The organism is Flavobacterium sp. GSP27 (genome assembly GCF_003970395.1).
Lineage (GTDB): Bacteria > Bacteroidota > Bacteroidia > Flavobacteriales > Flavobacteriaceae > Flavobacterium.
Genome location: NZ_RYDP01000001.1, coordinates 41,268 through 65,563, shown reverse-complemented (window position 1 = coordinate 65,563; position 24,296 = coordinate 41,268). Strand labels below are relative to the sequence as shown.

Sequence of the window (24,296 nt, the reverse complement as noted above, 5' to 3'; positions counted from 1 at the left end):
TTTTCTTTCATCTATTTGTATTGGTTTATAACTGTAAGAAACTGACAGGATGATTACTTATCCCATAATTTCATTTGTATATTGAATATATGTTTTGTAAAAATACTTCTTTTTTGATTTAAAATTTTCTCTTTCAAGAATATTTTAAATCTATTTATCAATTAAAAATAGTCAGTTGTATTTTGCTTCTTACACGAACAACGCTTTTAATTCGGTTGCATCATGGGGGTTCATTTTTCCGGCTAAAACTAAACTCAGCTGTTTGCGTCGCAATGCAGCTTCAAAACGTTGTTTTTCTATTTCGGTTTCCGGAACAATTTGGGGTACTTCAACGGGTCTTCCCGTATCGTCTACTGCTACAAAAGTATAGATCGCTTCATTGGCTTTGGTTTTATTACCGGATTCTCTGTCTTCAACCCAAATGTCAATGAATATTTCCATTGAACTTTTGAAAGCTCTGGAAACTTTAGCTTCAACAGTAACGACACTTCCCAACGGAATGGCTCTGTTGAATGCAACGTGATTTACGGATGCTGTAACTACAATTCTTCGGGAATGTCTGCGTGCCGCTATACTTGCTGCGCGATCCATACGGGCTAATAATTCGCCACCAAAAAGATTGTTCAAAGGATTGGTCTCGCTTGGTAAAACCAAATCAGTTAATATCGTCAGGGATTCTGAAGGGTGTTTTGGTGTCATTTTTTTATTTAAAAAGGAGTTGTTCAAAATAATAAGTTGTAGAGTCTAGTTTAACCAATAAACGGCCAATATTGCAGGGATAAAATAAATAACAATTGTTCTGGCTCCATCATAATCTTTGGCCAATCGCTGTCCGAAAAGCAACATCAACAACGTGATACAAGAGAAAACGGCTCCGTAAAAACCAAAAATTCTTCCGTTGTTTACGAATAATTCGATGCAACCCACCACACATAAAATACCGGAAATTAATTCTAAAATCAAGATATTTAGTAGTGCTAAAGGTACATGGTTTTTTAATGGTGTTTTAGCGAAATGACCTTTTAACCATTCGACATTATCTTTCCAATAAAACAATTTGTCGTATCCGGACTGTAGGAAAGTGATGGCCAGGAAAATTAAAATTAAAATAGAAGTAATATTGTTCATTTTTTTATTTTTTGTGAATTAAACGAGTAAGTTTTATTGATAAATCGGTTAAAATAATTTTAGCGTTTCCGTTGCGTTCAATGTGATACATTGCCTCTGAAAGTTCTTTAAAAATATCATTTATGTTGTTGCCATTTACAAAAGGTGCAAAATTCTCCAGTTTGAATTTTTCCACTTGTGGTTCCATGTAGACTAAACTTGGCGTTTGGTAATTGAGCAACAAGGCCTGACGAAACATATCAACACAAAAATGTAAAAACTTTTTTTGGGTTTCTCTTCCCAAACCAGAAATTTGCTCGCTCCACTGGATCAAATCCTGAATGGCAGCGGCGTTTCCTTTTGCTCTAAAAGCCGCACGAACCCAATCGACAAACCATTTTTCAAAAAAAACAGATTCGCTGTCCGGTTGTATTAATTGCAATGCTTTATTGAAATTTCCTTGTGCCTGATGCGCTATTTTTAAAGCTATTTTAGAATCCGTATTTTCTTTTGAAACCAAAGCCTCCGCAATGACAGTTTCACTCAAACCATTAAAATGTAGTACTTGGCAACGGGAACGAATCGTTTGAATAATATCTTCTTCATTTTCTGAAATCAGGATAAAAACCGTTCTGTCTGTAGGTTCTTCCAATAATTTCAGTAATTTATTAGAAGCAGCGATATTCAATTTATCAGCCATCCAAATAATCATTATTTTGTATCCGCCTTCATAAGATTTTAAAGCCAGCGATTTCAAGATTTCCTGCGCATCATCGACCCTAATTTCTCCTTGCTTGTTTTTAACACCTAGCATTTGGTACCAATCAAACAAACTTCCGTACGGATTTTGTTCTATAAACTGTCGCCATTCCGTTATGAAATCAATGCTTTTGGGTTTTGTTTTTACTTCTTCAGTACTGACAGTCGGGTAAATAAAATGCAAATCAGGATGGGAAGTTTTCTGAAATTTCAGGTTGCACGCTTCATTTGAACCGGAATTCTCTCCGTTTTGATTGCTGCAAATGATGTATTGTGCATACGCAATCGCCATGGGTAAAGTGCCACTGCCCTCCGGACCTACGAACAGTTGTGCGTGGGGAACTCTGCCCAAATCAGCACTTTTTGTCAAATGACTTTTGATGTGTTCTTGTCCTAAAATTTCTGAAAATTGCATGAAGCAAAGATAGCAGAAAATGGTGTAGTCTAAAATTTTAGCAGGCAAAGTTTCAGCAGAAGCTAGTTTATAGAAGTGTCAATTTATGTTTTATTTTTAAAATTCAACAGGCCTTTATCTAAAATAATATCTAGACAAATTGATAAATAAAAGCATTATTTATTAATTTACATCGATTTCGTTGCTAAAAATTGATTTTATATGATTTTCTCTAATTTATTAATAATTTAAAAGTTCTATATTTGTTACTCTTTCAAAAAAAATAAACTAAAAAACAGACTGATGAAAACCATAAGTGATTTCAATTTTGCAAATAAAAAAGCCATAATTCGGGTTGATTTTAATGTGCCTTTGGACGAAAAGTTCAATGTAACGGATGCCACGCGTATTGAAGCTGCAAAACCTACTATTGACGCGATTCTTGCGCAAGGCGGAAGCGTGATTTTGATGTCGCATTTAGGTCGGCCAAAAGGAGTGGAAGAAAAATACTCTTTGAAACACATTTTGAAAACAACTGCTGAAATTCTTGGAGTTTCGGTTCAGTTCGCTTCAAACTGTATTGGTTCAGAGGCGAAAGCTGCAGCTGAAAAATTGCAGGCTGGAGAAGTTTTATTGTTAGAAAATTTACGTTTTCACAGCAAAGAAGAAGCGGGTGATGTTGCTTTTGCAAAAGAACTGGCGTCACTTGGTGATATTTTTGTAAACGACGCTTTTGGTACAGCGCATAGAGCGCACGCATCGACTACAATTATTGCGCAGTTTTTTCCAAGCGAAAAATGTTTTGGATTATTATTGGCCAAAGAAATAGAAAGCTTGAACAAAGTTTTAAAAAACAGCGAAAAACCAGTAACAGCAGTCCTTGGTGGATCAAAAGTATCTTCTAAAATTACCGTAATCGAGAATATTCTGGATAAAGTAGACCACATGATTATTGGTGGCGGAATGACTTTTACTTTTGTGAAAGCATTAGGCGGTAAAATTGGAGATTCAATTTGTGAAGATGACAAACAAGAATTGGCTTTGGAAATCTTGAGATTAGCCAAAGAAAAAGGAGTTCAAATCCATATTCCGGTTGATGTTGTAGCGGCAAATGCTTTTTCAAATGATGCTCAAACCCAGATTGTGGATGTCAAAGCAATTCCTGACGGGTGGCAAGGATTGGATGCTGGACCAAAATCATTGGAAAACTTCAAAAAAGTAATCATGGATTCTAAAACGATTCTTTGGAACGGTCCATTGGGTGTTTTTGAAATGGAAAATTTTGCTAACGGAACAATTACATTGGGCAACTTTATTGCAGAATCTACTGCAAACGGAGCATTCTCTCTTGTAGGTGGAGGGGATTCAGTGGCAGCTGTAAAACAATTTGGGCTGGAAGATAAAGTGAGTTATGTTTCTACAGGCGGAGGAGCAATGCTGGAAATGCTCGAAGGCAGAGTGTTACCCGGAATTGCAGCTATTTTAGACTAATAAATGCAGTAAAATTAAAATAAAAGCCGTTTGATATCTAAATAGCATTCAAATCAAACAGCTGTTTTATCACATGTATAAAAACCTTAGCGATACCTTATGTATCGCTGAGGTTTTTTTTAAGTTTCACAATTGGATCTTTAAAGTAATTTTACCCACAAACGATTAGAAATTCAGTGCCAAGGACTGAAAAATTATATTTTTAACAATATTTAAAGAAAATTTTAGTTTTAACCTCTTAAGTTTGTAAAAATAAGACTTCTAATCATTTGGATTATAGGTCTTTGATCTTTTAAATATGACTATAAAAAATACCACATTATCGTTTTTTCTGTTGTTATCAATTCATTTATTTTCGCAGAAAGCAACTGAAAACAAAGCATTTGAAAAAATTGATGCAAAATTATCCTATTTAGATTCCATTAAGAATTCCTTTGTTGAATATGATCTGGCATCTTGTGTAGACAGTTTATGGATGAATGAAATGACCAACTTAGATTTATATAATGATCTTACAGAAGACATCGAAAATATAAATATAGATGAAAAAGTAGATTATGAGTTACCAACAGCACTGCTGAAAGAAAGATTGGCGGCAATGAATGCAAAATCGCCGTTTAATATTGCGTACAATCAAGGTCTGGAAAACATTATTAAATCATTTTTAAAATACCGAAAAAAATCTTTTGAACGATTAATGGCCACTTCGGAATATTATTTTCCCATGTTTGAGGAGGCTTTGGCCAAACAAAATATTCCCTTGGAGATAAAATATTTAGCCGTTGTGGAATCTGCTTTAAATCCAAAAGCAGTTTCAAAAATGGGAGCAACTGGACTGTGGCAATTTATGTATCAAACCGGAAAACAATATGGGTTGAAAATTGATTCGTATGTGGATGAACGCAGCGATCCCTTAAAAGCTACCGAGGCAGCAGCGCAATATATGACCAATATGTACAAAATATTTGGAGATTGGGATTTGGTTTTGGCCTCTTATAACTCTGGTCCGGGAAATGTTTCCAAAGCTATCAGACGTTCCGGTGGTCAGCAAAATTATTGGAATATCAGGAAAAATCTTCCCAGAGAAACCCAAGGATATGTACCTGCTTTCTTAGCAACCATGTATCTTTATGAATACCATAAGGAACACGGAATCGTGCCCCAGCGGGCTACCATAAAGCATTTTACTACGGATACTATCCTGATCAAGAAGCAAATTACATTCAAGCAAATATCAGATTTACTTGATGTTCCAGTAGTTCAATTGCAGGTTTTAAATCCCTCCTACAAGCTTGATATAATTCCTTTTTATCATGATCAAAATCATTATTTGAGATTGCCACAAGAAAAAATTGCTGTTTTTGCCTCTAATGAAGGTCCGATTTATGCCTATACAGAATACGAATCCAGCAAACGAGAGAAGCCCTATTTTGCCACAAAAACAACACCCAAAAAAGAACGTGAAGATACTGGCAATCAAAGAATAGCGCAATCCCAGACAACCCAGTATTACAAGGTAAAAAAAGGAGATAATCTGGGAGCTATTGCCAGTAAATACAATGTTAGCATTGCTGATTTAAGACAATGGAATGCGCTAAGCAGCAATGTTATCGCGTATGGTAAAAACCTAAAAATTAGTAGCAACGAAGCGGTTGTTTCTAATGAAGTAATAAAGAATTCAGATCCAATACAAGCCCTTTCTGAGAAGCAAGTTGCCGCCTCATTAGAGGCAAACGCAGCTGTAGCATCTACTGAAAGCAAGGCGTATTATATAGTTCAAAAAGGAGATAATTTAGAGCGCATTGCTAAGAAATTTGGCACCTCTCCGTCTACTCTGAAACAATGGAATAAAATTTCCGGGCAGACAATTATTTTAGGGAGTTCTTTGATTGTCGCCAAAGAGGAACCTGTAATAAATACAAATAAAGCAACGATAAGTTACTTTAATAAAAAAATAAATGGTTCCGGATTATCCCAGAAAGAAACCGTTGATTACTATGTAAAAAAAGGGGATTCGTTGTATAGTATATCAAAAAAATATCCAGGCGTAACCATTTCTGACCTGAAAAAATGGAACGGTATTCGCGGGGAAGTACTCAAACCAGGAATGAAACTTAAAATTAACGGATAATAGAATAATCTTATCTAAATTTGGGTTTTATTTTATAATTGAAATACAATGAATAAAGCCCTTCTTTTATTGCTTCTTACTGCCATTTTGCTGGGTTCTTGCAACCAAAAAAAGGATCCCCAACCGCGTGCTACAACAGGAAAAATTAATACTATTTCAGTTATCATAGACGACCAGTTGTGGAATGGTGAGATTGGCGACAGTATTCGAAATAAATTTGCCTCCGCCGTTATAGGATTGCCTGAGGAGGAACCTCTTTTTACGATAAATCAATATCCTACTAAAATTTTAGAAGGATTTATGACGGACAGCCGTACGATTATCGTAGTCAAAAAAGAAGAGCAAAATAAATTTGAAATTAAAAAAAATCAATACGCATCACCCCAAAATGTGTTTCATATTTCCGGAAAAACAAGTGTAGATATTCTAGAAATAATAGCGAAAAATTCGCCAAAAATAATTGAAATTATTAAGGAAACTGAAATTTCTGAAAACCAACGCATTATAAAACAGTCTATTCTTAATCCAAAAATCATCAAGAATAAATTTCAAATTTCGATTAATATTCCTTCTTCATATCAATACGTCCTTCATAAACCGCATTTTATATGGTTAAAAAATGAAATTATAAGCGGCAACACGAGTTTGTTGATTTATCAAGTTCCTATAAATGTCATCACTAAAAAGGATACAGATCTGATCACGAATATTATTAAAATGAGGGATTCTATTGGCAATCTTTACATTAGCGGAAAAGAGAATAATACTGTAATGATTACCGGAGAAAGCTATTCGCCTTATTTTTTTAAGATCAGTCTGGACGGAAAGGAAACGTATGAAACAAAAGGAACTTGGGAATTGAAAAACGATTTTATGTCAGGCCCTTTTATTAATTATGCTATTCTGGATACAGAGCACAACAGGATTTTAGTTTTGGAAGGCTTTTGTTATGCGCCCTCCAAAGAAAAAAGAGACTTAATGCATGAGTTAGAAGCCATCATAAAATCAGTTGAGGTTTTGAAAAAATAGTTTTATTTTCTTTTATTTGCAGTCTAATAAAAACTAAAAAAAATAAAATGTTAAAATGGAGTATAAAGTCGTTTAAGGAACTTTCTGTGGATGAGTTATACGATCTGCTGAGATTGAGAAGCGAGATTTTCGTGGTGGAGCAAAACTGTGTATATCTCGATCTAGATGGAAAGGACAAACTAGCTCTGCATCTTATTGGGGAATTTGAAGGTAAAATTGTAGCGCATTCCAGACTTTTCAAACCAGGAATCAGTTTTGACAATGCCTCAATTGGCCGAGTAACAGTTGATTCAAATTACCGTGACAGAAAATGGGGTCATGACTTAATGCGGGAATCTATTGCAGGAATAGCGCATCATTTTGGCGAAAGCCACATCACTATTGGAGCGCAATTGTACCTAAAGAAATTCTATGAGAGTCATGGTTTTGTGCAAACCAGTGAAATGTATCTCGAAGACGATATTCCGCATATTGAGATGAAAAGTGGGGAACTAAATTTTTAGAATCAGAAACTCAACTCTGCGGTCTAATGCTTCTCCTTGACCTAAGGGAAATTTGTTTCCGCTTCCTATATAATGCATCCTAAGGCTGTTTACGCCTTTATTTATCAAGTATTTATAGACGTTTTTTGCACGGTTCAAGGAAAGCTTGCGTTCTCGGGTTCCCTTATCTATGGCATCCAGGTAATAACTGGGCGTGCAACAAACGTGGCCTCTGATTTCGAATTCCAACGTTTTTTGTTGCTGCAAAAGAACCACAATCTTGTCTAATTCTTTCTTAGATTTCTCCGTTAATGTGCTGCTGCCAAGTGGAAAAAGGATATTTTCCAGATAAATACGGTCGCCTACTTTATGCTTCTTCTGAAACGAATTGTAAATGCCGTTTCCAAAACTGTTTTTCTTGACAAGAAACAAGTCGACTCGCCTGTTTTTAGAACGGGTTTCGGATAGGTTTTCTATCATATCTTTTTTCAGAATCACGCGGCCTTTGCCTTCAATAATGACAATTTTGTTTTTACTGAAACCATTTTGGATAAGTATATTTTGTACCGTAATTACTCTGTTTTTTGATAATTCATAATTATAATCGTTAGCACCCCGGTCATCACAATACCCATAAATTTGTATCGATTCTACTTTTGAGGTATCTGTGTTTTTTATAAAATCGACTATCGTTTGTATTTGGTCGTTATAAAGTGTGAATTTGTCAAATTCAAAATAAACCGTTTCTATAGGTTGCCACTGAGCTGATACGTAGCTCGAAAAAAGTAATAGCACTATGGAGAACGATTTTTTCATTTTAAGATAGACTGATACTCCATATTGGAATTCAAAATAGTAATGGCCCGTTTGATTTCAGAATTATTTTTGATGTAATACTGATACAGCCCTTCCTGATATTGATAGCGTTTAATGATTTCATCGACCATCAGGTTTTTGATTTCTTTTTGGTTTTTGTCCAATAAGGCATTTTCGCTTTTTTGAAGCGCAACACTTAATTGTTGATACTCTACCAGAATAGATTCCTCTAGTTTTTCTTTTTTGGCCATAGCCAAAGTGTTTTTCAAGGCCAATTCCGTTTCCGTGTCAAAGGAGAATTTTTGTGTTTTTAGGAACTGTTTGAACTCTAAATACTCCACATCAGAAATAACAGGAATGCGATTTCCTAAATTTGGATTTTTATAATAATACGTCGTGGCATAGTTAAAAATCCCGTCGTTGTGAAGCAAAGCATTTGCTATCGGACTTAATTTAGTTTCTTCCAGTTCTACATCCGGCTGAATTCCTCCGCCGTCATAAACGGTTCTGCCTTTTCTGGTTTTAAAGGCATTATAGTTTTTCTCCTCTGTTTTTAGAACCATTCCGTTTTTGTTTTTTCGTGAATAATCTAAAGCTTGAATGCATCTTCCGGATGGCGTGTAATAACGGGAAATGGTTACTTTTAGTTGTGTACCATACGTTAAATCTACCGGTCTTTGCACGAGTCCTTTCCCAAAACTGCGGCTACCCACCACTACAGCACGATCTAAATCTTGAAGTGCGCCAGCCACGATTTCGGATGCTGAAGCGCTGTGACCGTTAACAAGTATTATCAAAGGAATGTCAGTATCTACAGGGTCTTTGGTTGTTTTATATGTGCTGTTGTGTTGCTCTATTTTTGATTTTGTAGTAACAATAATTTCGTTTTTTGGAACAAATAAATTACAAATATTCACGGCTTCATTCAAGAGTCCGCCCGGATTGTCTCGGACATCCAGTATAATGCGTTCGGCACCTTCTTTTTTGAGTTGTTCTAAGGCTTCTTTGGTTTCCAAGGACGCTTTTTTATTAAAATGCGATAATACGATATAGCCGGTCTTGTCGTCTATTTTTGCAAAAAAGGGCACCGATTTGATTTCGACTTCGTCCAGGATAATCTGGGTACTTTGTACTTTTCCTTGTCGGATGTATTTGAGGTCTATTTTGGTGTTTTTGGTACCTTTGAAAAGCTGAGAGGCCTCGTCTTTAAAATCAGACAAAAGGACATCTCCCACTTGAATAATTTCGTCACCGGCTTTAAGGCCAGCTTTGTCGGCGGGAAAATTTTTATAGGGCTCTTTAACGATCAATTTATCTTCTTTTCGAGTCAGTAAAGCGCCTATTCCGGTATATTCTCCAGTGTTGTTTATCTTGAATCGCACTACATCTTGCTCGTTGAAATATACGGTGTATGGGTCTAAATTAACCAGCATTCCTTTGATGGCCTTGTCCATTAATTCTCCAGGATTCGTTTCATCGACATAATTTCGGTTTAATTCCTTGAAAAGGGTCGTGAATATCTCGATTTGCTTGGCGATTTCAAAAAAATCATCTTTGAAGCTGGTTCCAATAAACAGAAATACCGAAGCGACAAGGGGAATTAAGAATTTTTTTTTGAGGAAGCTCATAGGTTTAATTAACTAAATTTGAGACCACTAAAATAACAATAAATCACGAAATAATGATGCAGGACTGAATCTAAAGGCGATTTTGTTTAATTGGGATAGGTGAATTGTTTATATTTCAGAAATAGAATCGCTTTCGGATACTGGTTTTTTAATGTTTTGAGCAACAAATTTCTCAAACAATTGAATGGTTTTGGTATTAATTTCGGCGTACGTCAATCTGTCTTTAGTTTGATAAAAAAACATAAAGGAATAGGGTTGGTCCAGATGGTCAATCAAAAGGTGTTTGTTCAGCCGGTAGGTTTCGCGCAGGACGCGTTTGAAATAATTGCGGTCTACGGCTTTCTTGAAATTCTTTTTGGAAACCGAAACTCCCATTTTTATTTTTTCTCCCGTCCCGAAGTTTCGGGATTCGGGATCGCCAAAAGAGCTGGCTTTATACACCAATCGCAACGGATATTTTGATACTGATTTCCCTTCGGTAAACAATAATCCAATAGTGGTCTTGCTTTTTAGTTTTTCGTTTTTTGAGTAAGTAAAATTCATTTTAATAGAAAAAAGGACATGGATTTTGACTGGCAAAGTTACGATTAAAGGTTGAGTCCATATATTGTTTGGGATTTAAAATCGGGCTAAAAATATATTTCTTACTTTTACGGCAAATTTTTAAAGCATGGAAAAACTAATTTCGTATCCCATATCCGTAATCTATTATTTATGTTTTGGTCTTACCTTGGTTATTTTTCACCCAATTCAATGGGTTTGCTTTCACGTTTTTGGGTATCAAGCCCATAAAATAAGTGTCGATTATTTAAATTTTTTTCTGATTTTGTGCACAAGACTGTTAGGAACATCGTACCGGTTTGAAAATGTGGAAAGCATCCCAAAAAATGTTCCGTTAATTTTCGTGTCCAATCATCAAAGTATGTACGATATTATTGCTATGATTTGGTTTTTTCGCCGATTTCATTGTAAATTTGTCAGTAAAAAAGAATTGGGAAGTGGGATTCCCAGTGTGTCGTTTAATTTACGACATGGCGGTTCTGCTCTTATTGATCGTAGAGATCCCAAGCAAGCCATTCCTGCGATCAAAAATTTGTCTGAATATATTGAAAAACACAATCGTTGCGCAGTTATTTTTCCGGAAGGAACACGAAGCAAGACTGGGAAGCCAAAGGAATTTGCGCAAAGCGGATTCAAAATTTTATGCAAATACGCGCCTTCAGCTTATGTAGTTCCGATAAGCATAAACAATTCTTGGATAATTGTTAAATATGGGTTTTTCCCTTTAGGTTTAGGAAATCGCCTTACCTTTGTAGTTCATAAGCCATTAGCGGTTAAAGATTATAATTTTTCTGATTTGATCGAAAAAACAGAAAAAGCAGTTGTTCAAGGAATAAAAATTTAATTTATATATAATGTCAATAAAAAACATTCGATTAGAAGTAATGCAGTTTTTGGAAAAAAACGTAGATAGCTTTGTCGATCAGTATCTGATACCAGTAGAAAAAATATGGCAACCAACGGATTTTTTGCCTAATTCTCAAAGTGATACTTTTTTTGATGAGGTCAAAGAATTGCGTGAAATTGCAAAAGAATTACCCTATGATTTTTGGGTAACTTTAGTAGGTGACACGATTACTGAAGAAGCCTTACCGACCTACGAATCTTGGTTAATGGACGTAGACGGAATAGATAATGTAGAGCGAAACGGTTGGTCCAAATGGATCCGACAATGGACTGGAGAGGAAAATCGTCATGGCGACATGCTCAACAAATATCTGTATTTATCAGGTCGCGTGAATATGCGTGAAGTAGAAATGACTACCCAACACCTCATCAACGATGGTTTTGACATAGGAACCGGAAGAGACCCTTATAAAAACTTTGTTTATACTAGTTTTCAAGAGTTGGCAACCTATGTTTCCCATAACCGAGTAGCGCAAATGGCTAAGAAATATGGGGATAACAAATTGTCTAAAATGTGCAAAATGATTGCGGGTGATGAGATGCGCCACCATCATGCTTACAGTGAGTTTGTAACTCGTATTTTTCAGGTGGATCCTAGCGAAATGATGCTTGCGTTTCAATATATGATGAAAGCAAAAATCGTTATGCCAGCACATTTCTTAAGAGAATCCGGTGAAAAAATAAGTACTGCTTTCGAACAGTTTTCGGATTCGGCACAACGAATCGGGGTGTACACTGCAGCGGATTATGTAGACATTATGCAAAAATTAATTGACAAATGGGAAATTGATAAAATTACAGGCTTAACTGATGAAGCAGAAAAAGCCCGGGATTATTTGATGAAATTACCCGGAAGAATGGCACGAATTTCTGAGCGATTGGTCATTCCGAAAGAATCCCATATTTTCAAATGGGTAGAACCCGCTTTAGTACGATAGCTTTTTGAATGCAAAAATAAAGAATAAAAAAGTTGAATTTTGAAGTTACAGAACTTTGAAATTCAACTTTTTTTTTAAAAGTATATAAAGAATGATAAATGCAGATTTAATTCGAAAAACGATTCTTTTTGTAAAGGAAAAACTAAAAAATGCCGAAGGCGGACACGATTGGTTTCATATTGAAAGAGTGTTTAAAAATTCCGTTTTGATTGCTAGAAAAGAAGCTTGTGATCCCACGGTGGTTCAATTGGGTGCTTTGCTGCATGATATTGCCGATAGTAAGTTTCATGACGGTGACGAAACTGTAGGGCCAAAACTAGCGAGATCATTTTTAGAATCAGAAAATGTTGACGCAGATACCATTATACATGTGGTCAAGATCATTGAAAACATCTCATACAAAGGCGGTAATTTCGAAAAGAAATTCTCCTCCATAGAATTAGATGTGGTTCAGGATGCGGACCGATTAGATGCGATTGGCGCCATTGGAATTGCCAGAACATTCAATTATGGCGGATTTAAAAACAGAGCGATCTACGACCCTAAAATTGCTCCAAATTTCAACATGACCAAGGAAGAATACAAGAAGAACGATTCTCCAACGCTCAATCATTTTTACGAAAAATTATTGCTTTTGAAAGATAAGATGAATACCGAGACGGGAAAACAAATTGCACAAGAAAGACACCAGTATATGGAAGGATTTCTAGCGCAGTTTTATGCGGAATGGGAAGGGGAGAAGTAAGTAAACAGTGTTCAGTTTTTAGTATTCAGTTTGTTGACGTCCAAATACTGCAACTTTAATTAAAAAAGATCGATTTCAGTCTTGCTTTACACCCAAGCCATGAACTGATTACTAAATTCTGGTCCCTAACCACTATTTTTAAATTTCAGATATTTTTTGGATTGCTGGTTTTTTAAATCAAAAATCAGTCCCGATAGTTATCGGGATTAATCAAAAATCTTAAATCGAAATCCCTTTTGCTTTCATTTCCAAAATCACATCCGAAGCATTTTTAAAAGTGGGCGCTTGCTCAATAATAGTTCCTACTCTTTTTTTATTGAGTTTAAAAGTGATGTCGTTCTCCGTTGTAAACAGTAAGGCAGTTAAAAATGGATTGTTCATAAAAGGCGCTAATACCATAAAAGTTTCGTCAAGAGTATGAAAACTTTCTATTTCTTCGGTTTTATAACGCGCCGTAACGGAAAGGCTGAACACGTCACTTTCTGACAAAACGGGACGAACGTAGATATTTTTCAGTTCGGTGTCACCAATGGTTTTGGCAAGTGTTAGTTTGGCGTAAGTGCCATTTTGGATGCTTTCTTTTACATTTTCCCAGAAAAGTGCAAATACAGGTTGGAAGGACATTGGTTTAATTTTAGATGGTTATATTCCGAAAGAGGATTGCAAAATTAAGTCTTGTCAAGCAGATAATCTGTTTTTTGAGCAAAGATTATTTTAAAGAAACATCATTTATAAACTAAAAAGAGAACCAACGTGGTTCTCTTTTGTTATTATTTCCCCGTAAACACTGCTTTTCTTTTCTCTAAAAATGCAGCTGTTCCTTCTTTAAAATCTTCGGTTCCAAAACATTTTCCAAAAGCTTTTATTTCGGTTTCATAGCCATTTTTTCCTTCTTTAAAATTAGCATTGACCGCTTTTATGGCTTTGCCGATAGCATAAGGAGAGTTCTTGATTATTTTATGGGCTACACTCACACAGTAATCTAAAAGTTCAGCTTCAGGGACTACGTGATTCACCAGTCCCGTTCTGTAAGCATCTTGCGCTGTTACCATTCCTGCGGTCATAATCATTTCCATTGCGCGTCCTTTTCCTATCAATTGTGGCAAACGTTGCGTTCCTCCGTAACCCGGAATTACACCCAGCGAAACTTCAGGTAATCCCATTTTTGCATTTTCTGAAGCTACTCTGAAATGACACGCCATGGCTAATTCTAATCCGCCGCCCAATGCAAAACCATTAACGGCTGCGATTACGGGTTTTTTTAAATTTTCTATGAAATCAAATAATTTTTCTTGTCCTTCAGCGGCCAATTGCGTTCCTTCTTCAACTGAAAAAGCAGCAAATTCAGAGATATCCGCTCCCGCCACAAAAGCTTTTTCACCGCTTCCCGTTAAAATAATAACACGAATTTCATCATTTTTCCCTAATGTTTTGAAAGCTTTATTCAAATCAGAAATCGTGGCAACATTCAACGCATTTAGTTTTGTAGCACGATTAATGGTAATCGTTGCAATGTTATTTTCGGTTGCAATTAAAAGATTTTCGTAGTTCATAATTGTATTTTTAGGTGTTAATTATTGGAAGCGAAACCGTAAAAGTAGTTCCTTTTCCATATTCAGTTTCAAAGGTAATCGTTCCTTTATAATTTTCGATAATGTTTTTTATAATTCCAAGACCAAGACCCATTCCGCTGCTTTTAGTGGTAAATTTTGGTTCGAATATACGGTCAATATCTTTGAGTTGAATTCCAATTCCATTATCGGTAACAGTAATTAATACGTTGTTTGCTGCTTTATGGATACGGAGAACTACTGATTTTTTTTCTTGTTGTTCCGGAATAGACTGAATAGCATTTTTAGCCAGGTTCGTGATAATCCGGATCAGTTGGGTACGGTCAATTTTCGAAATAATTTCAGGAGAATCGCTTTGAAATTCAATGTAGTCTTCATTGAAAATGTCCATCGCAAGTTCTACTACAGCAACAACATTCAAGGTTTCGTTTTGCTGTGCCGGCATTGATGCAAAATTTGAAAATGCAGAGGCAACGGCACTCATGGTGTCAATTTGTTGAATTAAAGTTTCGGAGTAATCGTTCATTTTTTGTTTTACATTGGCATCGTTTGGATCAAATTTTCGTTGAAAACTCTGTACCGTTAATCGCATTGGCGTAAGCGGATTTTTGATTTCATGGGCGACCTGTTTGGCCATTTCGCGCCACGCTTCTTCTCGTTCGCTTTGGGCCAGTTTAATGGCGCTTTTCTCCAGTTTGTCCACCATTCCGTTGTAGGCATTGATCAATAAGTTGATTTCCTTACTGTTTGCTTCCAGAACAATTTTTTCATTTTTTTGATTTAAACTCGTTCCACTTAACTTATCTGATATTGTTTTTAATGATTTTGTAATGTAAGAGGAAAGGAAATAAGCGACAGCAAAAGCAATAATAAGCATAAAAGCATACACCTGTCCCAGACGAATTAGGAAACTTTTTAATTCGTTTTCATAATATCCATCATCTTCTACATAAGGTAAGTTCAATATCCCCAGTGGTTTGAATTTATGATCTTTGATTTGGCTGAAAGCGGAACGGTTCTTTTTGCCATCTATAGTTTTAATATCAACGTATCTTTTTTCGATAGAAGAACGAACTAGTTTTAAAATGTATTTTGGAATAGGAGGCGCCACTATATCCACAGAAAAAGACTCTTTAGAAGACTTTAGTAATTTTCCGTCCAGACCATAGATGTTTATTTCCGCATTATGAATGTGGGCTAATTCATGGATTTTATCTTTAAAAATCAAACTTAAATTGGCAGAATTTAAAGGATATGTAGTGGTAGAGAGTACATAATTGATGTGCTCTTTTACAGAATTCTCATTGCGTTCTAAGCGTTCTTGGTGGTATTCTTTGGCTTCGTTTTTAAATTGAATGATGGATATAGAAGCTAATAAAACAGACGCTATTAATATCAACACAATCATCGAAAGGAAGATTCTGATTCGTAACGAGAGCATTGCTATTTTGAAGCTTTTGAACATAATTAAGATTGATTTCTTTCTCTTATTTTTTTATAAAATTTAAAGCCAAGCATAATTAAGACACCAAAGAGAAAGATTCCAATTACACCATAAATCCAGTTGAAAGCATTTTTTAAAATAACTAAAAAAACGACTGCAAAAAGGATTATCGTTGCGCCTTCGTTCCATAAGCGCATGAAATTCGTGGAGTATTTCACATCGTCATTTTGCAATTGCTTGAATATTTGCTGGCATTTTGCATGGTATAAATACAACACAAATACGAAGCCAAGTTTTACATGCATCCAAGGCATTTGCAACCACGCCTTTCCTAAATCTGTAAAAAACAACATCCAAAAAGCAAAAATACTCGCTAAAACAGCCGAAGGCCAAGTGATAATATACCACAAGCGATAGGTCATTATTTTGTATTGTTTTTGCAGAATTTCTTTCTCTGGCGAGGGTTTATCTGCCGCTTCAATTTGGTACACGAACAAGCGTACAATATAAAACAATCCTGCAAACCATGTAATTACAAATATGAGGTGCAGAGATTTAAGGTAATTATAGTATTCCATCGTTAGTTTGAATCAGTTTTGTATTCATTTCTTTTTTTAGAAAATAGCCAGTTAGTATTGTTGATAAGATATCTGCAATTGGGAATGCAAACCACACTCCAAAAATACCTAAAAAATTTGGTAGAATGAGCACTAAAGGAATCAGGAAAAATCCTTGTTTACTTAACGTCAAAAGCAGTGCTTTTTTTGCCTTTCCTGCAGCTTGAAAATAAGCCGCACCAATGAGCTGTACAGCAATAATTGGCGAAGCCGCAAAAACCCAACGCAACGCTTCCGGAGTTTGGTCAATCACGAGTGGGTCTGTAGTAAAAATAGCAACGATAGGCTTTGCAAAGATTAGAATAACCACAAAAATTAGCGAGGCGAGAAATGCGGCATATTTTATGGATAGTTGCACACTTTCTTTCACTCTTTCATAATTTCCTGCACCGTAATTGAAACCGGCAATTGGCAGAAATCCTTGTGTAATTCCCAGGATAGGAAACAAGGAAAACATCAGCATTCGACTGATAATTCCATAAATAGCAACAGAATGTTCGCCGCCATACGTATATAAAGTATGATTCAGGATGATGGCTAAAATGCTCACAACTCCTTGTCTTGAAAAAGTCACAAAACTCAACTCAGCGATTTCTTTGACAATGGGCATTTTAAATTTAAAATGCTTCATTTTCAGTTGAAGTTCACTTTTGAAAACAAAAAACCAAAGTACAAACAAGAAACAGGTAAAATAGGATATGGCAGTAGCCAAAGCAGCGCCAAACATACCTAAATCTAAGTATTTGATAAAAATAATATCCAATGCAATATTGACAAATGCAGGAATAATCATGGAGACCATCGCAAACTTGGCCTTGCCTTCGGCGCGAATCACGTTGTTTCCCATCATGCAAAGTGCCAAAAACGGAACGCTTATAATTATGGGGATAAAAAATTCTTTTGCGGGTTCCATTATGGCTCCTTTCGCGCCAAAAAGCATCAGCATTTCGTCACTAAAAAAAAGACCAAATACCACAAAAACAGAAGCCAATAAAAAAGTCATCATGATTTGGTTGCCAAATGTTTGAAGTGCTTTTTCCTTGTGACTGGCTCCCAATGCTCTGGAAAGTACAGATCCTCCGCCCACACCAATCGCCATTCCCAGAGAAGAAATCAAAAAGGTGATGGGCAGAACTACGGTTACCGCAGCAATGGCCAAAGAACCAATCCATTGTCCAACAAATATGGTATCAATCAAGATATTAACCGACATGAATAAAATCCCAATAGAAGACGGAACTGCCTGTTTTATCAAGAGTTTTTTAATGTCTTGTGTTCCTAGTTCATCGGCGGTAACAGTCATTTAAGCGTTAATTTTTTCGGAGTCAAGTTTAAGTGATGATGAAGCATTGGACCAGCTTGAAATCCAATTACTTACGGTTTTACACCAGTCGTCACCATCATTTAAACAGGGAATTGCTTTAAAATTTTCTCCTCCGTGAGCCTTAAATTCATGATTGGCTTCCATGGCAATTTCTTCCAAAGTTTCCAAGCAATCCGATACAAAAGCAGGCGTTACAACAGCCAGGTTTTTGATTCCTTTCTCGGGCATTTTGTTTACTTCAACGTCTGTATATGGTGTCAACCATTTGTCTCCCGCTAAGCGCGATTGAAAAGTCTGGCTGTATTTTCCTTCTGGAATTCCCAGCAATTTTACAACTTGTTTGGTCGTTTCATAACATTGATGGCGGTAACAAAACTCATGTGCCGGCGACGGGGTGTTGCAGCATGAACCGTCAATTTTACAATGTGATTTTGTGATATCCGTTTTGCGAATATGACGCTCCGGAATTCCATGGTAGGAGAATAATAAATGATCATAGTCAAAACCTTCTAGATGACCTTTAATGGAATCAGCCAAGTTTTTGAGATAATCTGGTTTGTTGTAAAACGCAGGAACTATCGTGAATTTCATACCCGGAAAATACTTTTTACGGTACTCTTCGGCCAGTTCTATTATTGTGGTGGTAGATGCCATTGCATGTTGCGGGTACAAAGGAAAAAACAACACCTCGGTCACGCCTTTATCATGTAACTCTTGTAAGCCGGACAATAAGGATGGATTTCCGTAACGCATTGCTAGGGAAACGGGTACATCAACTAATTTTTGTACTTTTTCGTGCATTCTTTTGGAAATAACCACAAGTGGAGACCCTTCGTCCCACCATATTTTTGCGTAAGCGGCAGCAGATTTTTTAGGTCTTGTTTGCAAAATTATACCACGAACTAATAATGCTCGTAACAAAAACGGAACGTCAATTACGTATTTGTCCATTAAAAATTCATCTAAATACGATTTTACATCCTTTGGAGTTGGACTTTCCGGAGAACCTAAATTAACTAATAATACACCTTTCATGTTATCTTTTTTTGTTGGTACAAAAGTAAATAAACTTACTTTTTTATAAATTGCGATTAACTATTTTTTATTTATTGTTTAATATATGAAATCAATTGTTTATGACATATTTGGATTGATCGACATCAAGTATTTTTTGGGCGTAGTGGCAAATTTTTTCTTAAATGCCGCTATGAAATGGCTTCCGGTGCTGTAGCCAATTTTCAATCCTACTTCGTTTACATTATAGGAGCCGCTATCGAGTAATTTTCGAGCAAAATCCATTTTGTAGTCAAACAGAAAACCATAAACGGTATCGCCATAAATTTGTTTGAAACCCATTTTTAGTTTCTTTAGATTCAGCCCTATTTCATCCGCCAATTCCTGTAATCCGGGTGGTTCAGCCATATTGGCTATGATGATTTCTTTGGCTTTTTTAATTTTCATGACATTGTCCTCATCAATTAGAAACGGACATTGTTCTGCGTTTGGATCTTCAGTTCTATTGAAATACAAACTCAATAATTCGTATCCTTTGCCTTTGTAATACAAGTTTTTTATGGAGGGATGCAAGTTATAATGAAACAATTGCGATAAAACAATCGCCATCGAGGGACTGATATTACCTTCGTTATAATATTTTTTGTCCTTATTATCTGCGCTTAAAAAAGTAATATAATCGGCTTCGGTCGAAAATAAAGCATGGAATTTTTTGATAGAAATAATCACAGAGATTACCCAAGAATTAGGTGCTAACTCCAGATTTAAAGGCAGTTCTTTTTGTGGGTTGTACAGCAACAATGATTTTTCCTCTTTCAGTTCCAAAGCATAATTGCCTTGGTTGAAAATGAATTTCGCTTTTCCTTTGATTCCAAAATGAAACTGAATCAAACCGCTGCCCACTTCCCGTTGCGCATTAAAAGAATCGTTGCTGTCATTCTGAAAGCGAATGAGTGTGAAATCATCCTCAATTTTTATAATTTCCTGAGAACCCATAGCGATATTTTTTTTAAGTAAAAATGATATTCATCAAGTTATTTTATTTAGAACCACTTTAAATAAAGCAATTCAAACAACTTGAATTCATTACAAAAGTAGCCTTTTTTGCAGTATTCTGACCATTTGGAATTAAAAAATCACTGAGCGATACAAAAAGAACTTCTAGCGTTACTTTTATAAATACTATAGTGATAATTTTGCCTCACTTTTAGGAAAAGTGCAAATATGGAAAACAATAACACATCAAAGCATCATTATTTTTACTCCGTAGGATTAAGCTATAAAAAAGCAGATGCTGAGATTAGAGGAAAGTTTAGTTTAGATGCCGCAGCAAAAACGCGGGTTTTGGAACAAGCTAAGAATGAAGGAATAGAGAGTTTAATAGTTACTTCTACCTGCAACCGTACAGAGATTTACGGTTATGCGGAACATCCGTTTCAATTGATCAAATTAATCTGCGAGAACAGTCAAGGCTCAGTTGAAGCTTTTCAAAAAGTGGGTTTTGTCTATAAAAATCAAGAAGCCGTCAGCCACATGTTTCGTGTGGGAACGGGTTTAGACAGTCAGATTCTGGGTGATTTTGAAATTATTGCCCAAATAAGAAACTCATTTTCACAATCAAAATCATTGGGCTTAGCCAATGCTTTTATGGAACGATTGGTGAATGCGGTGATTCAAGCCAGTAAAAAAATAAAAACCGATACCGAAATTAGTTCTGGAGCTACTTCGGTTTCTTTTGCTGCGGTTCGTTATATTATTAACAATGTGCAAGACATTGGGAACAAAAATATTCTATTGTTTGGTACTGGAAAAATTGGTAGAAATACGTGTGAAAATTTAGTAAAACATACTAAAAACGAACACATTACACTTATCAATAGAACCAAAGAAAAAGCAGAGAAACTAGCCGGAAAACTGAATCTAATTGTGAAAGATTATTCGGAACTGCATTTGGAACTACAAAAAGCAGATGTTGTTGTGGTAGCTACCGGCGCACAGAATCCTACTATTGACAAAGCGATTCTGAATTTGAAAAAACCAATATTGATTTTGGATCTATCAATTCCTAAAAATGTAAATGAAAATGTCGAGGAATTAGAAGGTGTTACGCTGATTCACATGGATTATTTGTCACAATTAACAGATGAAACTTTAGAAAATAGAAAAAAACACATTCCCGCTGCTGAAGCCATCATTGAAGAAATCAAAGAAGAATTTACTACGTGGACCAAAGGCAGAAAATTTGCCCCTACTATCAATGCTTTGAAAGCAAAATTGAATGCGATAAAAACATCCGAATTGGATTTTCAAAGCAAGAAAATTTCAAATTTCAACGAAGAACAAGCAGAGATTATCAGCAACAGAATTATCCAAAAAATAACTACACATTTTGCCAACCATTTGAAAGATGATGATACGATGGTGGATGAAAGCATCGATTGGATTGAGAAAGTTTTCAAAATAGGAGCGACTACAAAATAAAATTTACACCATTAAGGAATTAAATTTCATTAAAATAAACCTTTAATTCCTCTTGGTTTGAAAAAATAAAAATGGCAAACAAAACAATACGCATAGGAACCCGAGACAGTGAACTCGCACTCTGGCAAGCCCATACCGTCGAAAAAAAACTAAATGATTTAGGCTATAAAACCGAAATTATAGCGGTAAAATCGCAAGGAGATATTATCCTTGACAAACCACTTTACGAATTAGGAATCACAGGCATTTTTACTAAAACACTTGATATTGCCATGATCAACGGTCAGGTTGATATTGCAGTGCATTCCATGAAAGATGTTCCTACGGCTTTGCCAATAGGAATTGTACAGGCGGCAGTTTTGGAAAGAGCCAATACGTTAGATATCCTAGTGTACAAAGGAACCCTTGATTTTCGTAATGGAGCAGGAACAATTGCCACAGGCAGTTTGCGTCGTCAGGCACAATGGCTCAATAAATACCCCAACCATAAAGTAGTTGATTTACGTGGAAACGTCAATACGAGAATGCAGAAATTGCAGGAAAGCGATTGGAACGGAGCCGTTTTTGCGGCAGCAGGTTTGGAAAGAATCAACTTGAAACCTTCTAATTATATCGACTTGGATTGGATGATTCCGGCGCCAGCTCAAGGCGCAATGGTGGTTGTTGCGATGGCAAAAGATGAATTTTGCAGAGAGGCCGTTTCTGAGTTAAATGATATTGATGCCGAGGTATGTACACACATTGAAAGACAGTTTCTGAAAACACTCGAAGGCGGTTGTACGGCACCAATTGGCGCTTTGGCAGTATTTACAGATGAGGAAATAGTATTCAAAGGCGTTTTGTTTTCAATTGATGGGAAACAAAAAATCGAAATAGAAAAAACCGTTCCGATGCAGGAATGGAAGAAATTAGGCTTTTATTGTGCCAAAGAAATTTTAGAAAATGGCGGAGCGGAATTGATGACAGCAATTAAAATTAATTTGAAGAAATAATGAGCCAAACAAGCATTTTATCCACCAAAACATTATCGGCAGAACAAAGGCAAGTATTTATTGATGCTAATTTTGATCTTTTGGAACAAGATTTCATCGAAATAAAAAACAACCTTTTCGAACTCAGTACCATCAACAACAACTTAATTTTTAGCAGCCAAAATGCGGTTTTAAGTTTGATAGAACAAAACGGTTGGGAAGTTTTAAAGACGAAACCTGTTTTTTGTGTAGGTATTAAAACCAAAGAATTACTGGAATTGCATGGCTTTACAGTCGATGTTTATTTAGATTATGCCTCTGAATTAGCTGAAATAATCACTTTAATTTACAATAAAGAAAGCTATACTTTTTTGAGCGGAAATTTGCGTAAAGAAACGTTGCCTGAAGCATTAAAAAGTGCCGGAATAATTTTTAATGAAATCGAAGTGTATCAAACAACACTAGCGCCTTTTAAAATATCAGACCAAGAAAATTTTGACGGAATTCTGTTTTTTAGCCCATCTGCCGTTGAAAGTTATTTGACAAATAATAAAATCAAGAATGAAGTTTGTTTTTGCGTAGGCACTACTACAGCAGCAGCATTAGAAACAAAGAAAATTAAAAACATAGTAATTCCCGAAACACCAACTATCGAAGCCGTGATTTTGGAAGTTATTGAATATTATACACCGGAAAGCATCTAGCAATCCGCTAAAATTTAAATACATGATCAAAAACGACCTATTTTTAAGAGCACTAAAAGGAGAAACAGTACAACGTCCGCCAGTTTGGATGATGCGTCAAGCCGGACGGTTTTTGCCGGAATTTATCGCTTTGCGTGACAAATATGATTTTTTTACCCGTTGTCAGACTCCGGAATTAGCAGCCGAAATAACGATGATGCCGATTCGCAGAATTGCTCCGGATGCGGCCATTTTGTTTTCAGATATCTTGGTAATTCCGCAAGCCATGGGAATTGAAGTGTTGATGAAAGAAAATTTCGGGCCGTTTTTACCAAATCCAATTCGTACGATTCAAGATGTGGAGAAAGTAATTGTTCCAGATGTACATGAAACATTAGGGTACGTTTTTGATGCTATTAAATTGACCAAAGAAATGTTGAATGATGAGGTGCCATTAATTGGTTTTGCAGGTTCACCTTGGACAATTATGTGTTACGCGGTGGAAGGGAAAGGTTCTAAAAGCTTTGATATGGCCAAAGGATTTTGTTTCGAACATCCAGAAGCTGCTCATGTTTTATTGCAAAAAATCACTGATACCACGATTTTATATTTGAAAGAAAAAGTGAAATCAGGAGTGGATGCTGTTCAAATTTTTGACTCTTGGGGCGGAATGTTATCTCCAGTTGATTATCAGGAATTCTCTTGGAAATATATCAATCAAATCATTGAAGCTTTGGCTGATGATGCACCGGTTATCGTTTTCGGAAAAGGATGTTGGTTTGCATTGAATGAAATGGGAAAAAGTAGGGCTTCGGCACTTGGTGTAGATTGGACGTGTTCTCCAAGAAATGCAAGATACTTGTCTGGCGGAAACATCACATTACAAGGAAATTTTGATCCTTCCAGATTGTTATCTCCAATTCCGGTTATCAAGAAAATGGTACATGAAATGATTGACGAATTCGGAAAAGACAAATACATCGTGAATTTAGGTCACGGAATTTTACCAAATATTCCTGTGGATCACGCAAAAGCGTTTATTGATGCGGTGAAGGAGTACGGGAAATAGTATACAGTAATTAGTGTTCAGTTTGCAGTCTTTACTACAAGGTTTTTTGGAAGATAATTACCAAATATTCCTGTGGATCACGCAAAAGCGTTTATTGATGCGGTGAAGGAGTACGGGAAATAGTATACAGTAATT

Annotated in this window: 24 protein-coding genes; 11 read left to right on the top strand and 13 right to left on the bottom strand. The window is 35.9% G+C overall.

What is annotated here, in order from left to right:
- Nucleotides 1–189 precede the first annotated feature (189 nt).
- The 3 genes from EKM05_RS00300 to EKM05_RS00290 are packed head-to-tail and all read right to left on the bottom strand — an operon-like array spanning nucleotide 190 to nucleotide 2,281.
- Nucleotides 190–699 carry an acyl-CoA thioesterase gene (locus tag EKM05_RS00300; RefSeq protein ID WP_126452284.1) on the bottom strand — a complete coding sequence of 170 codons (510 nt, stop codon included), beginning with the start codon at nucleotides 697–699 and terminating at the stop codon, nucleotides 190–192.
- 45 nt (nucleotides 700–744) lie between these two features.
- Nucleotides 745–1,128 carry a DoxX family membrane protein gene (locus EKM05_RS00295; RefSeq protein ID WP_126457742.1) on the bottom strand — a complete coding sequence of 128 codons (384 nt, stop codon included), beginning with the start codon at nucleotides 1,126–1,128 and terminating at the stop codon, nucleotides 745–747.
- A 4-nt stretch (nucleotides 1,129–1,132) separates the two neighbouring features.
- Nucleotides 1,133–2,281, bottom strand: a complete 1,149-nt coding sequence (locus tag EKM05_RS00290) for a DNA polymerase III subunit delta' (protein ID WP_126552809.1) — start codon at nucleotides 2,279–2,281, stop codon at nucleotides 1,133–1,135.
- 282 nt (nucleotides 2,282–2,563) lie between these two features.
- On the opposite strand from EKM05_RS00290, the gene pgk reads away from it, so the two are divergent.
- From pgk to EKM05_RS00270, 4 genes are all read left to right on the top strand, one after another.
- Entirely contained in the window at nucleotides 2,564–3,751 is a 1,188-nt protein-coding gene (gene pgk, locus EKM05_RS00285; RefSeq protein ID WP_126552807.1) for a phosphoglycerate kinase, read from the top strand.
- A 298-nt stretch (nucleotides 3,752–4,049) separates the two neighbouring features.
- Nucleotides 4,050–5,882, top strand: coding sequence for a LysM peptidoglycan-binding domain-containing protein (locus EKM05_RS00280; RefSeq protein WP_126552805.1), 1,833 nt, complete (start codon nucleotides 4,050–4,052; stop codon nucleotides 5,880–5,882).
- A 48-nt stretch (nucleotides 5,883–5,930) separates the two neighbouring features.
- Nucleotides 5,931–6,911, top strand: a complete 981-nt coding sequence (locus EKM05_RS00275) for a DUF4837 family protein (protein WP_126457738.1) — start codon at nucleotides 5,931–5,933, stop codon at nucleotides 6,909–6,911.
- A gap of 47 nt (nucleotides 6,912–6,958) precedes the next feature.
- Nucleotides 6,959–7,414, top strand: coding sequence for a GNAT family N-acetyltransferase (locus EKM05_RS00270; RefSeq protein ID WP_126457737.1), 456 nt, complete (start codon nucleotides 6,959–6,961; stop codon nucleotides 7,412–7,414).
- Here EKM05_RS00270 and EKM05_RS00265 read toward each other — a convergent pair.
- The 3 genes from EKM05_RS00265 to rnpA form a co-directional block, all read right to left on the bottom strand.
- The gene (locus EKM05_RS00265; protein WP_126552803.1) at nucleotides 7,403–8,209 is read right to left on the bottom strand and encodes an OmpA family protein; all 807 of its coding nucleotides are present in this window, start codon (nucleotides 8,207–8,209) and stop codon (nucleotides 7,403–7,405) included. The genes EKM05_RS00270 and EKM05_RS00265 overlap by 12 nt on opposite strands.
- The gene (locus tag EKM05_RS00260) at nucleotides 8,206–9,837 is read right to left on the bottom strand and encodes a S41 family peptidase (RefSeq protein ID WP_126457735.1); all 1,632 of its coding nucleotides are present in this window, start codon (nucleotides 9,835–9,837) and stop codon (nucleotides 8,206–8,208) included. Before EKM05_RS00260 ends, EKM05_RS00265 begins: the two co-directional genes overlap by 4 nt.
- Nucleotides 9,838–9,945: 108 nt before the next feature.
- Nucleotides 9,946–10,380 carry a ribonuclease P protein component gene (gene rnpA, locus EKM05_RS00255; protein WP_126457734.1) on the bottom strand — a complete coding sequence of 145 codons (435 nt, stop codon included), beginning with the start codon at nucleotides 10,378–10,380 and terminating at the stop codon, nucleotides 9,946–9,948.
- A 127-nt stretch (nucleotides 10,381–10,507) separates the two neighbouring features.
- On the opposite strand from rnpA, the gene EKM05_RS00250 reads away from it, so the two are divergent.
- The 3 genes from EKM05_RS00250 (at nucleotide 10,508) to EKM05_RS00240 (ending at nucleotide 12,987) form a co-directional block, all read left to right on the top strand.
- Nucleotides 10,508–11,242, top strand: coding sequence for a 1-acyl-sn-glycerol-3-phosphate acyltransferase (locus EKM05_RS00250; RefSeq protein ID WP_126457733.1), 735 nt, complete (start codon nucleotides 10,508–10,510; stop codon nucleotides 11,240–11,242).
- A 10-nt stretch (nucleotides 11,243–11,252) separates the two neighbouring features.
- The gene (locus EKM05_RS00245; RefSeq protein ID WP_126457732.1) at nucleotides 11,253–12,242 is read left to right on the top strand and encodes an acyl-ACP desaturase; all 990 of its coding nucleotides are present in this window, start codon (nucleotides 11,253–11,255) and stop codon (nucleotides 12,240–12,242) included.
- Nucleotides 12,243–12,333: 91 nt separating this feature from the next.
- On the top strand, nucleotides 12,334–12,987 hold the full coding sequence (locus EKM05_RS00240; RefSeq protein WP_126515313.1) for an HD domain-containing protein: 654 nt from the start codon (nucleotides 12,334–12,336) through the stop codon (nucleotides 12,985–12,987).
- 219 nt (nucleotides 12,988–13,206) lie between these two features.
- Here EKM05_RS00240 and EKM05_RS00235 read toward each other — a convergent pair whose 3' ends face one another.
- From EKM05_RS00235 to EKM05_RS00205, 7 genes are all read right to left on the bottom strand, one after another.
- Complete coding sequence (locus tag EKM05_RS00235; RefSeq protein ID WP_126515314.1) at nucleotides 13,207–13,611, bottom strand: hypothetical protein; 405 nt, start codon at nucleotides 13,609–13,611, stop codon at nucleotides 13,207–13,209.
- 146 nt (nucleotides 13,612–13,757) lie between these two features.
- Complete coding sequence (locus tag EKM05_RS00230; protein ID WP_126457729.1) at nucleotides 13,758–14,540, bottom strand: enoyl-CoA hydratase/isomerase family protein; 783 nt, start codon at nucleotides 14,538–14,540, stop codon at nucleotides 13,758–13,760.
- A gap of 10 nt (nucleotides 14,541–14,550) precedes the next feature.
- Entirely contained in the window at nucleotides 14,551–16,023 is a 1,473-nt protein-coding gene (locus EKM05_RS00225) for a PAS domain-containing sensor histidine kinase (RefSeq protein ID WP_370274107.1), read from the bottom strand.
- Between the two features lie 2 nt (nucleotides 16,024–16,025).
- Nucleotides 16,026–16,580, bottom strand: a complete 555-nt coding sequence (locus EKM05_RS00220) for a CopD family protein (protein ID WP_126552801.1) — start codon at nucleotides 16,578–16,580, stop codon at nucleotides 16,026–16,028.
- Nucleotides 16,567–17,922, bottom strand: a complete 1,356-nt coding sequence (locus tag EKM05_RS00215) for an MATE family efflux transporter (RefSeq protein ID WP_126552799.1) — start codon at nucleotides 17,920–17,922, stop codon at nucleotides 16,567–16,569. Before EKM05_RS00215 ends, EKM05_RS00220 begins: the two co-directional genes overlap by 14 nt.
- On the bottom strand, nucleotides 17,923–18,978 hold the full coding sequence (gene hemH, locus EKM05_RS00210) for a ferrochelatase (protein WP_126457726.1): 1,056 nt from the start codon (nucleotides 18,976–18,978) through the stop codon (nucleotides 17,923–17,925). It abuts the gene before it with no gap.
- A gap of 99 nt (nucleotides 18,979–19,077) precedes the next feature.
- Nucleotides 19,078–19,953, bottom strand: a complete 876-nt coding sequence (locus EKM05_RS00205; RefSeq protein ID WP_126457725.1) for an AraC family transcriptional regulator — start codon at nucleotides 19,951–19,953, stop codon at nucleotides 19,078–19,080.
- A gap of 228 nt (nucleotides 19,954–20,181) precedes the next feature.
- Here EKM05_RS00205 and hemA point away from each other — a divergent pair, with 228 nt between their 5' ends.
- The 4 genes from hemA to hemE all read left to right on the top strand — a co-directional run bounded on the left by hemA (nucleotide 20,182) and on the right by hemE (nucleotide 24,161).
- Nucleotides 20,182–21,438: a glutamyl-tRNA reductase gene (gene hemA / locus EKM05_RS00200; RefSeq protein WP_126452248.1), complete on the top strand. Its 1,257-nt coding sequence runs from the start codon at nucleotides 20,182–20,184 to the stop codon at nucleotides 21,436–21,438.
- Nucleotides 21,439–21,509: 71 nt separating this feature from the next.
- Complete coding sequence (gene hemC, locus EKM05_RS00195) at nucleotides 21,510–22,430, top strand: hydroxymethylbilane synthase (protein ID WP_126452246.1); 921 nt, start codon at nucleotides 21,510–21,512, stop codon at nucleotides 22,428–22,430.
- A complete protein-coding gene (locus EKM05_RS00190) occupies nucleotides 22,430–23,113 on the top strand; it encodes a uroporphyrinogen-III synthase (RefSeq protein WP_126457723.1) in 684 nt (227 codons plus the stop codon). The genes hemC and EKM05_RS00190 overlap by 1 nt, the downstream gene beginning before the upstream one ends.
- Before the next feature lie 22 nt (nucleotides 23,114–23,135).
- The gene (gene hemE, locus EKM05_RS00185) at nucleotides 23,136–24,161 is read left to right on the top strand and encodes a uroporphyrinogen decarboxylase (RefSeq protein ID WP_126452242.1); all 1,026 of its coding nucleotides are present in this window, start codon (nucleotides 23,136–23,138) and stop codon (nucleotides 24,159–24,161) included.
- The last annotated feature ends 135 nt before the right edge of the window (nucleotides 24,162–24,296 follow it).

Excerpts from the sequence above, each read along its gene's own strand:
- EKM05_RS00300 (WP_126452284.1), bottom strand. The coding sequence starts at position 699 with ATGACACCAAAACACCCTTCAGAATCCCTGACGATATTAACTGATTTG.
- EKM05_RS00295 (WP_126457742.1), bottom strand. The coding sequence starts at position 1,128 with ATGAACAATATTACTTCTATTTTAATTTTAATTTTCCTGGCCATCACT.
- EKM05_RS00290 (WP_126552809.1), bottom strand. The coding sequence starts at position 2,281 with ATGCAATTTTCAGAAATTTTAGGACAAGAACACATCAAAAGTCATTTG.
- pgk (WP_126552807.1), top strand. The coding sequence starts at position 2,564 with ATGAAAACCATAAGTGATTTCAATTTTGCAAATAAAAAAGCCATAATT.
- EKM05_RS00280 (WP_126552805.1), top strand. The coding sequence starts at position 4,050 with ATGACTATAAAAAATACCACATTATCGTTTTTTCTGTTGTTATCAATT.
- EKM05_RS00275 (WP_126457738.1), top strand. The coding sequence starts at position 5,931 with ATGAATAAAGCCCTTCTTTTATTGCTTCTTACTGCCATTTTGCTGGGT.
- EKM05_RS00270 (WP_126457737.1), top strand. The coding sequence starts at position 6,959 with ATGTTAAAATGGAGTATAAAGTCGTTTAAGGAACTTTCTGTGGATGAG.
- EKM05_RS00265 (WP_126552803.1), bottom strand. The coding sequence starts at position 8,209 with ATGAAAAAATCGTTCTCCATAGTGCTATTACTTTTTTCGAGCTACGTA.
- EKM05_RS00260 (WP_126457735.1), bottom strand. The coding sequence starts at position 9,837 with ATGAGCTTCCTCAAAAAAAAATTCTTAATTCCCCTTGTCGCTTCGGTA.
- rnpA (WP_126457734.1), bottom strand. The coding sequence starts at position 10,380 with ATGAATTTTACTTACTCAAAAAACGAAAAACTAAAAAGCAAGACCACT.
- EKM05_RS00250 (WP_126457733.1), top strand. The coding sequence starts at position 10,508 with ATGGAAAAACTAATTTCGTATCCCATATCCGTAATCTATTATTTATGT.
- EKM05_RS00245 (WP_126457732.1), top strand. The coding sequence starts at position 11,253 with ATGTCAATAAAAAACATTCGATTAGAAGTAATGCAGTTTTTGGAAAAA.
- EKM05_RS00240 (WP_126515313.1), top strand. The coding sequence starts at position 12,334 with ATGATAAATGCAGATTTAATTCGAAAAACGATTCTTTTTGTAAAGGAA.
- EKM05_RS00235 (WP_126515314.1), bottom strand. The coding sequence starts at position 13,611 with ATGTCCTTCCAACCTGTATTTGCACTTTTCTGGGAAAATGTAAAAGAA.
- EKM05_RS00230 (WP_126457729.1), bottom strand. The coding sequence starts at position 14,540 with ATGAACTACGAAAATCTTTTAATTGCAACCGAAAATAACATTGCAACG.
- EKM05_RS00225 (WP_370274107.1), bottom strand. The coding sequence starts at position 16,023 with ATGTTCAAAAGCTTCAAAATAGCAATGCTCTCGTTACGAATCAGAATC.
- EKM05_RS00220 (WP_126552801.1), bottom strand. The coding sequence starts at position 16,580 with ATGGAATACTATAATTACCTTAAATCTCTGCACCTCATATTTGTAATT.
- EKM05_RS00215 (WP_126552799.1), bottom strand. The coding sequence starts at position 17,922 with ATGACTGTTACCGCCGATGAACTAGGAACACAAGACATTAAAAAACTC.
- hemH (WP_126457726.1), bottom strand. The coding sequence starts at position 18,978 with ATGAAAGGTGTATTATTAGTTAATTTAGGTTCTCCGGAAAGTCCAACT.
- EKM05_RS00205 (WP_126457725.1), bottom strand. The coding sequence starts at position 19,953 with ATGGGTTCTCAGGAAATTATAAAAATTGAGGATGATTTCACACTCATT.
- hemA (WP_126452248.1), top strand. The coding sequence starts at position 20,182 with ATGGAAAACAATAACACATCAAAGCATCATTATTTTTACTCCGTAGGA.
- hemC (WP_126452246.1), top strand. The coding sequence starts at position 21,510 with ATGGCAAACAAAACAATACGCATAGGAACCCGAGACAGTGAACTCGCA.
- EKM05_RS00190 (WP_126457723.1), top strand. The coding sequence starts at position 22,430 with ATGAGCCAAACAAGCATTTTATCCACCAAAACATTATCGGCAGAACAA.
- hemE (WP_126452242.1), top strand. The coding sequence starts at position 23,136 with ATGATCAAAAACGACCTATTTTTAAGAGCACTAAAAGGAGAAACAGTA.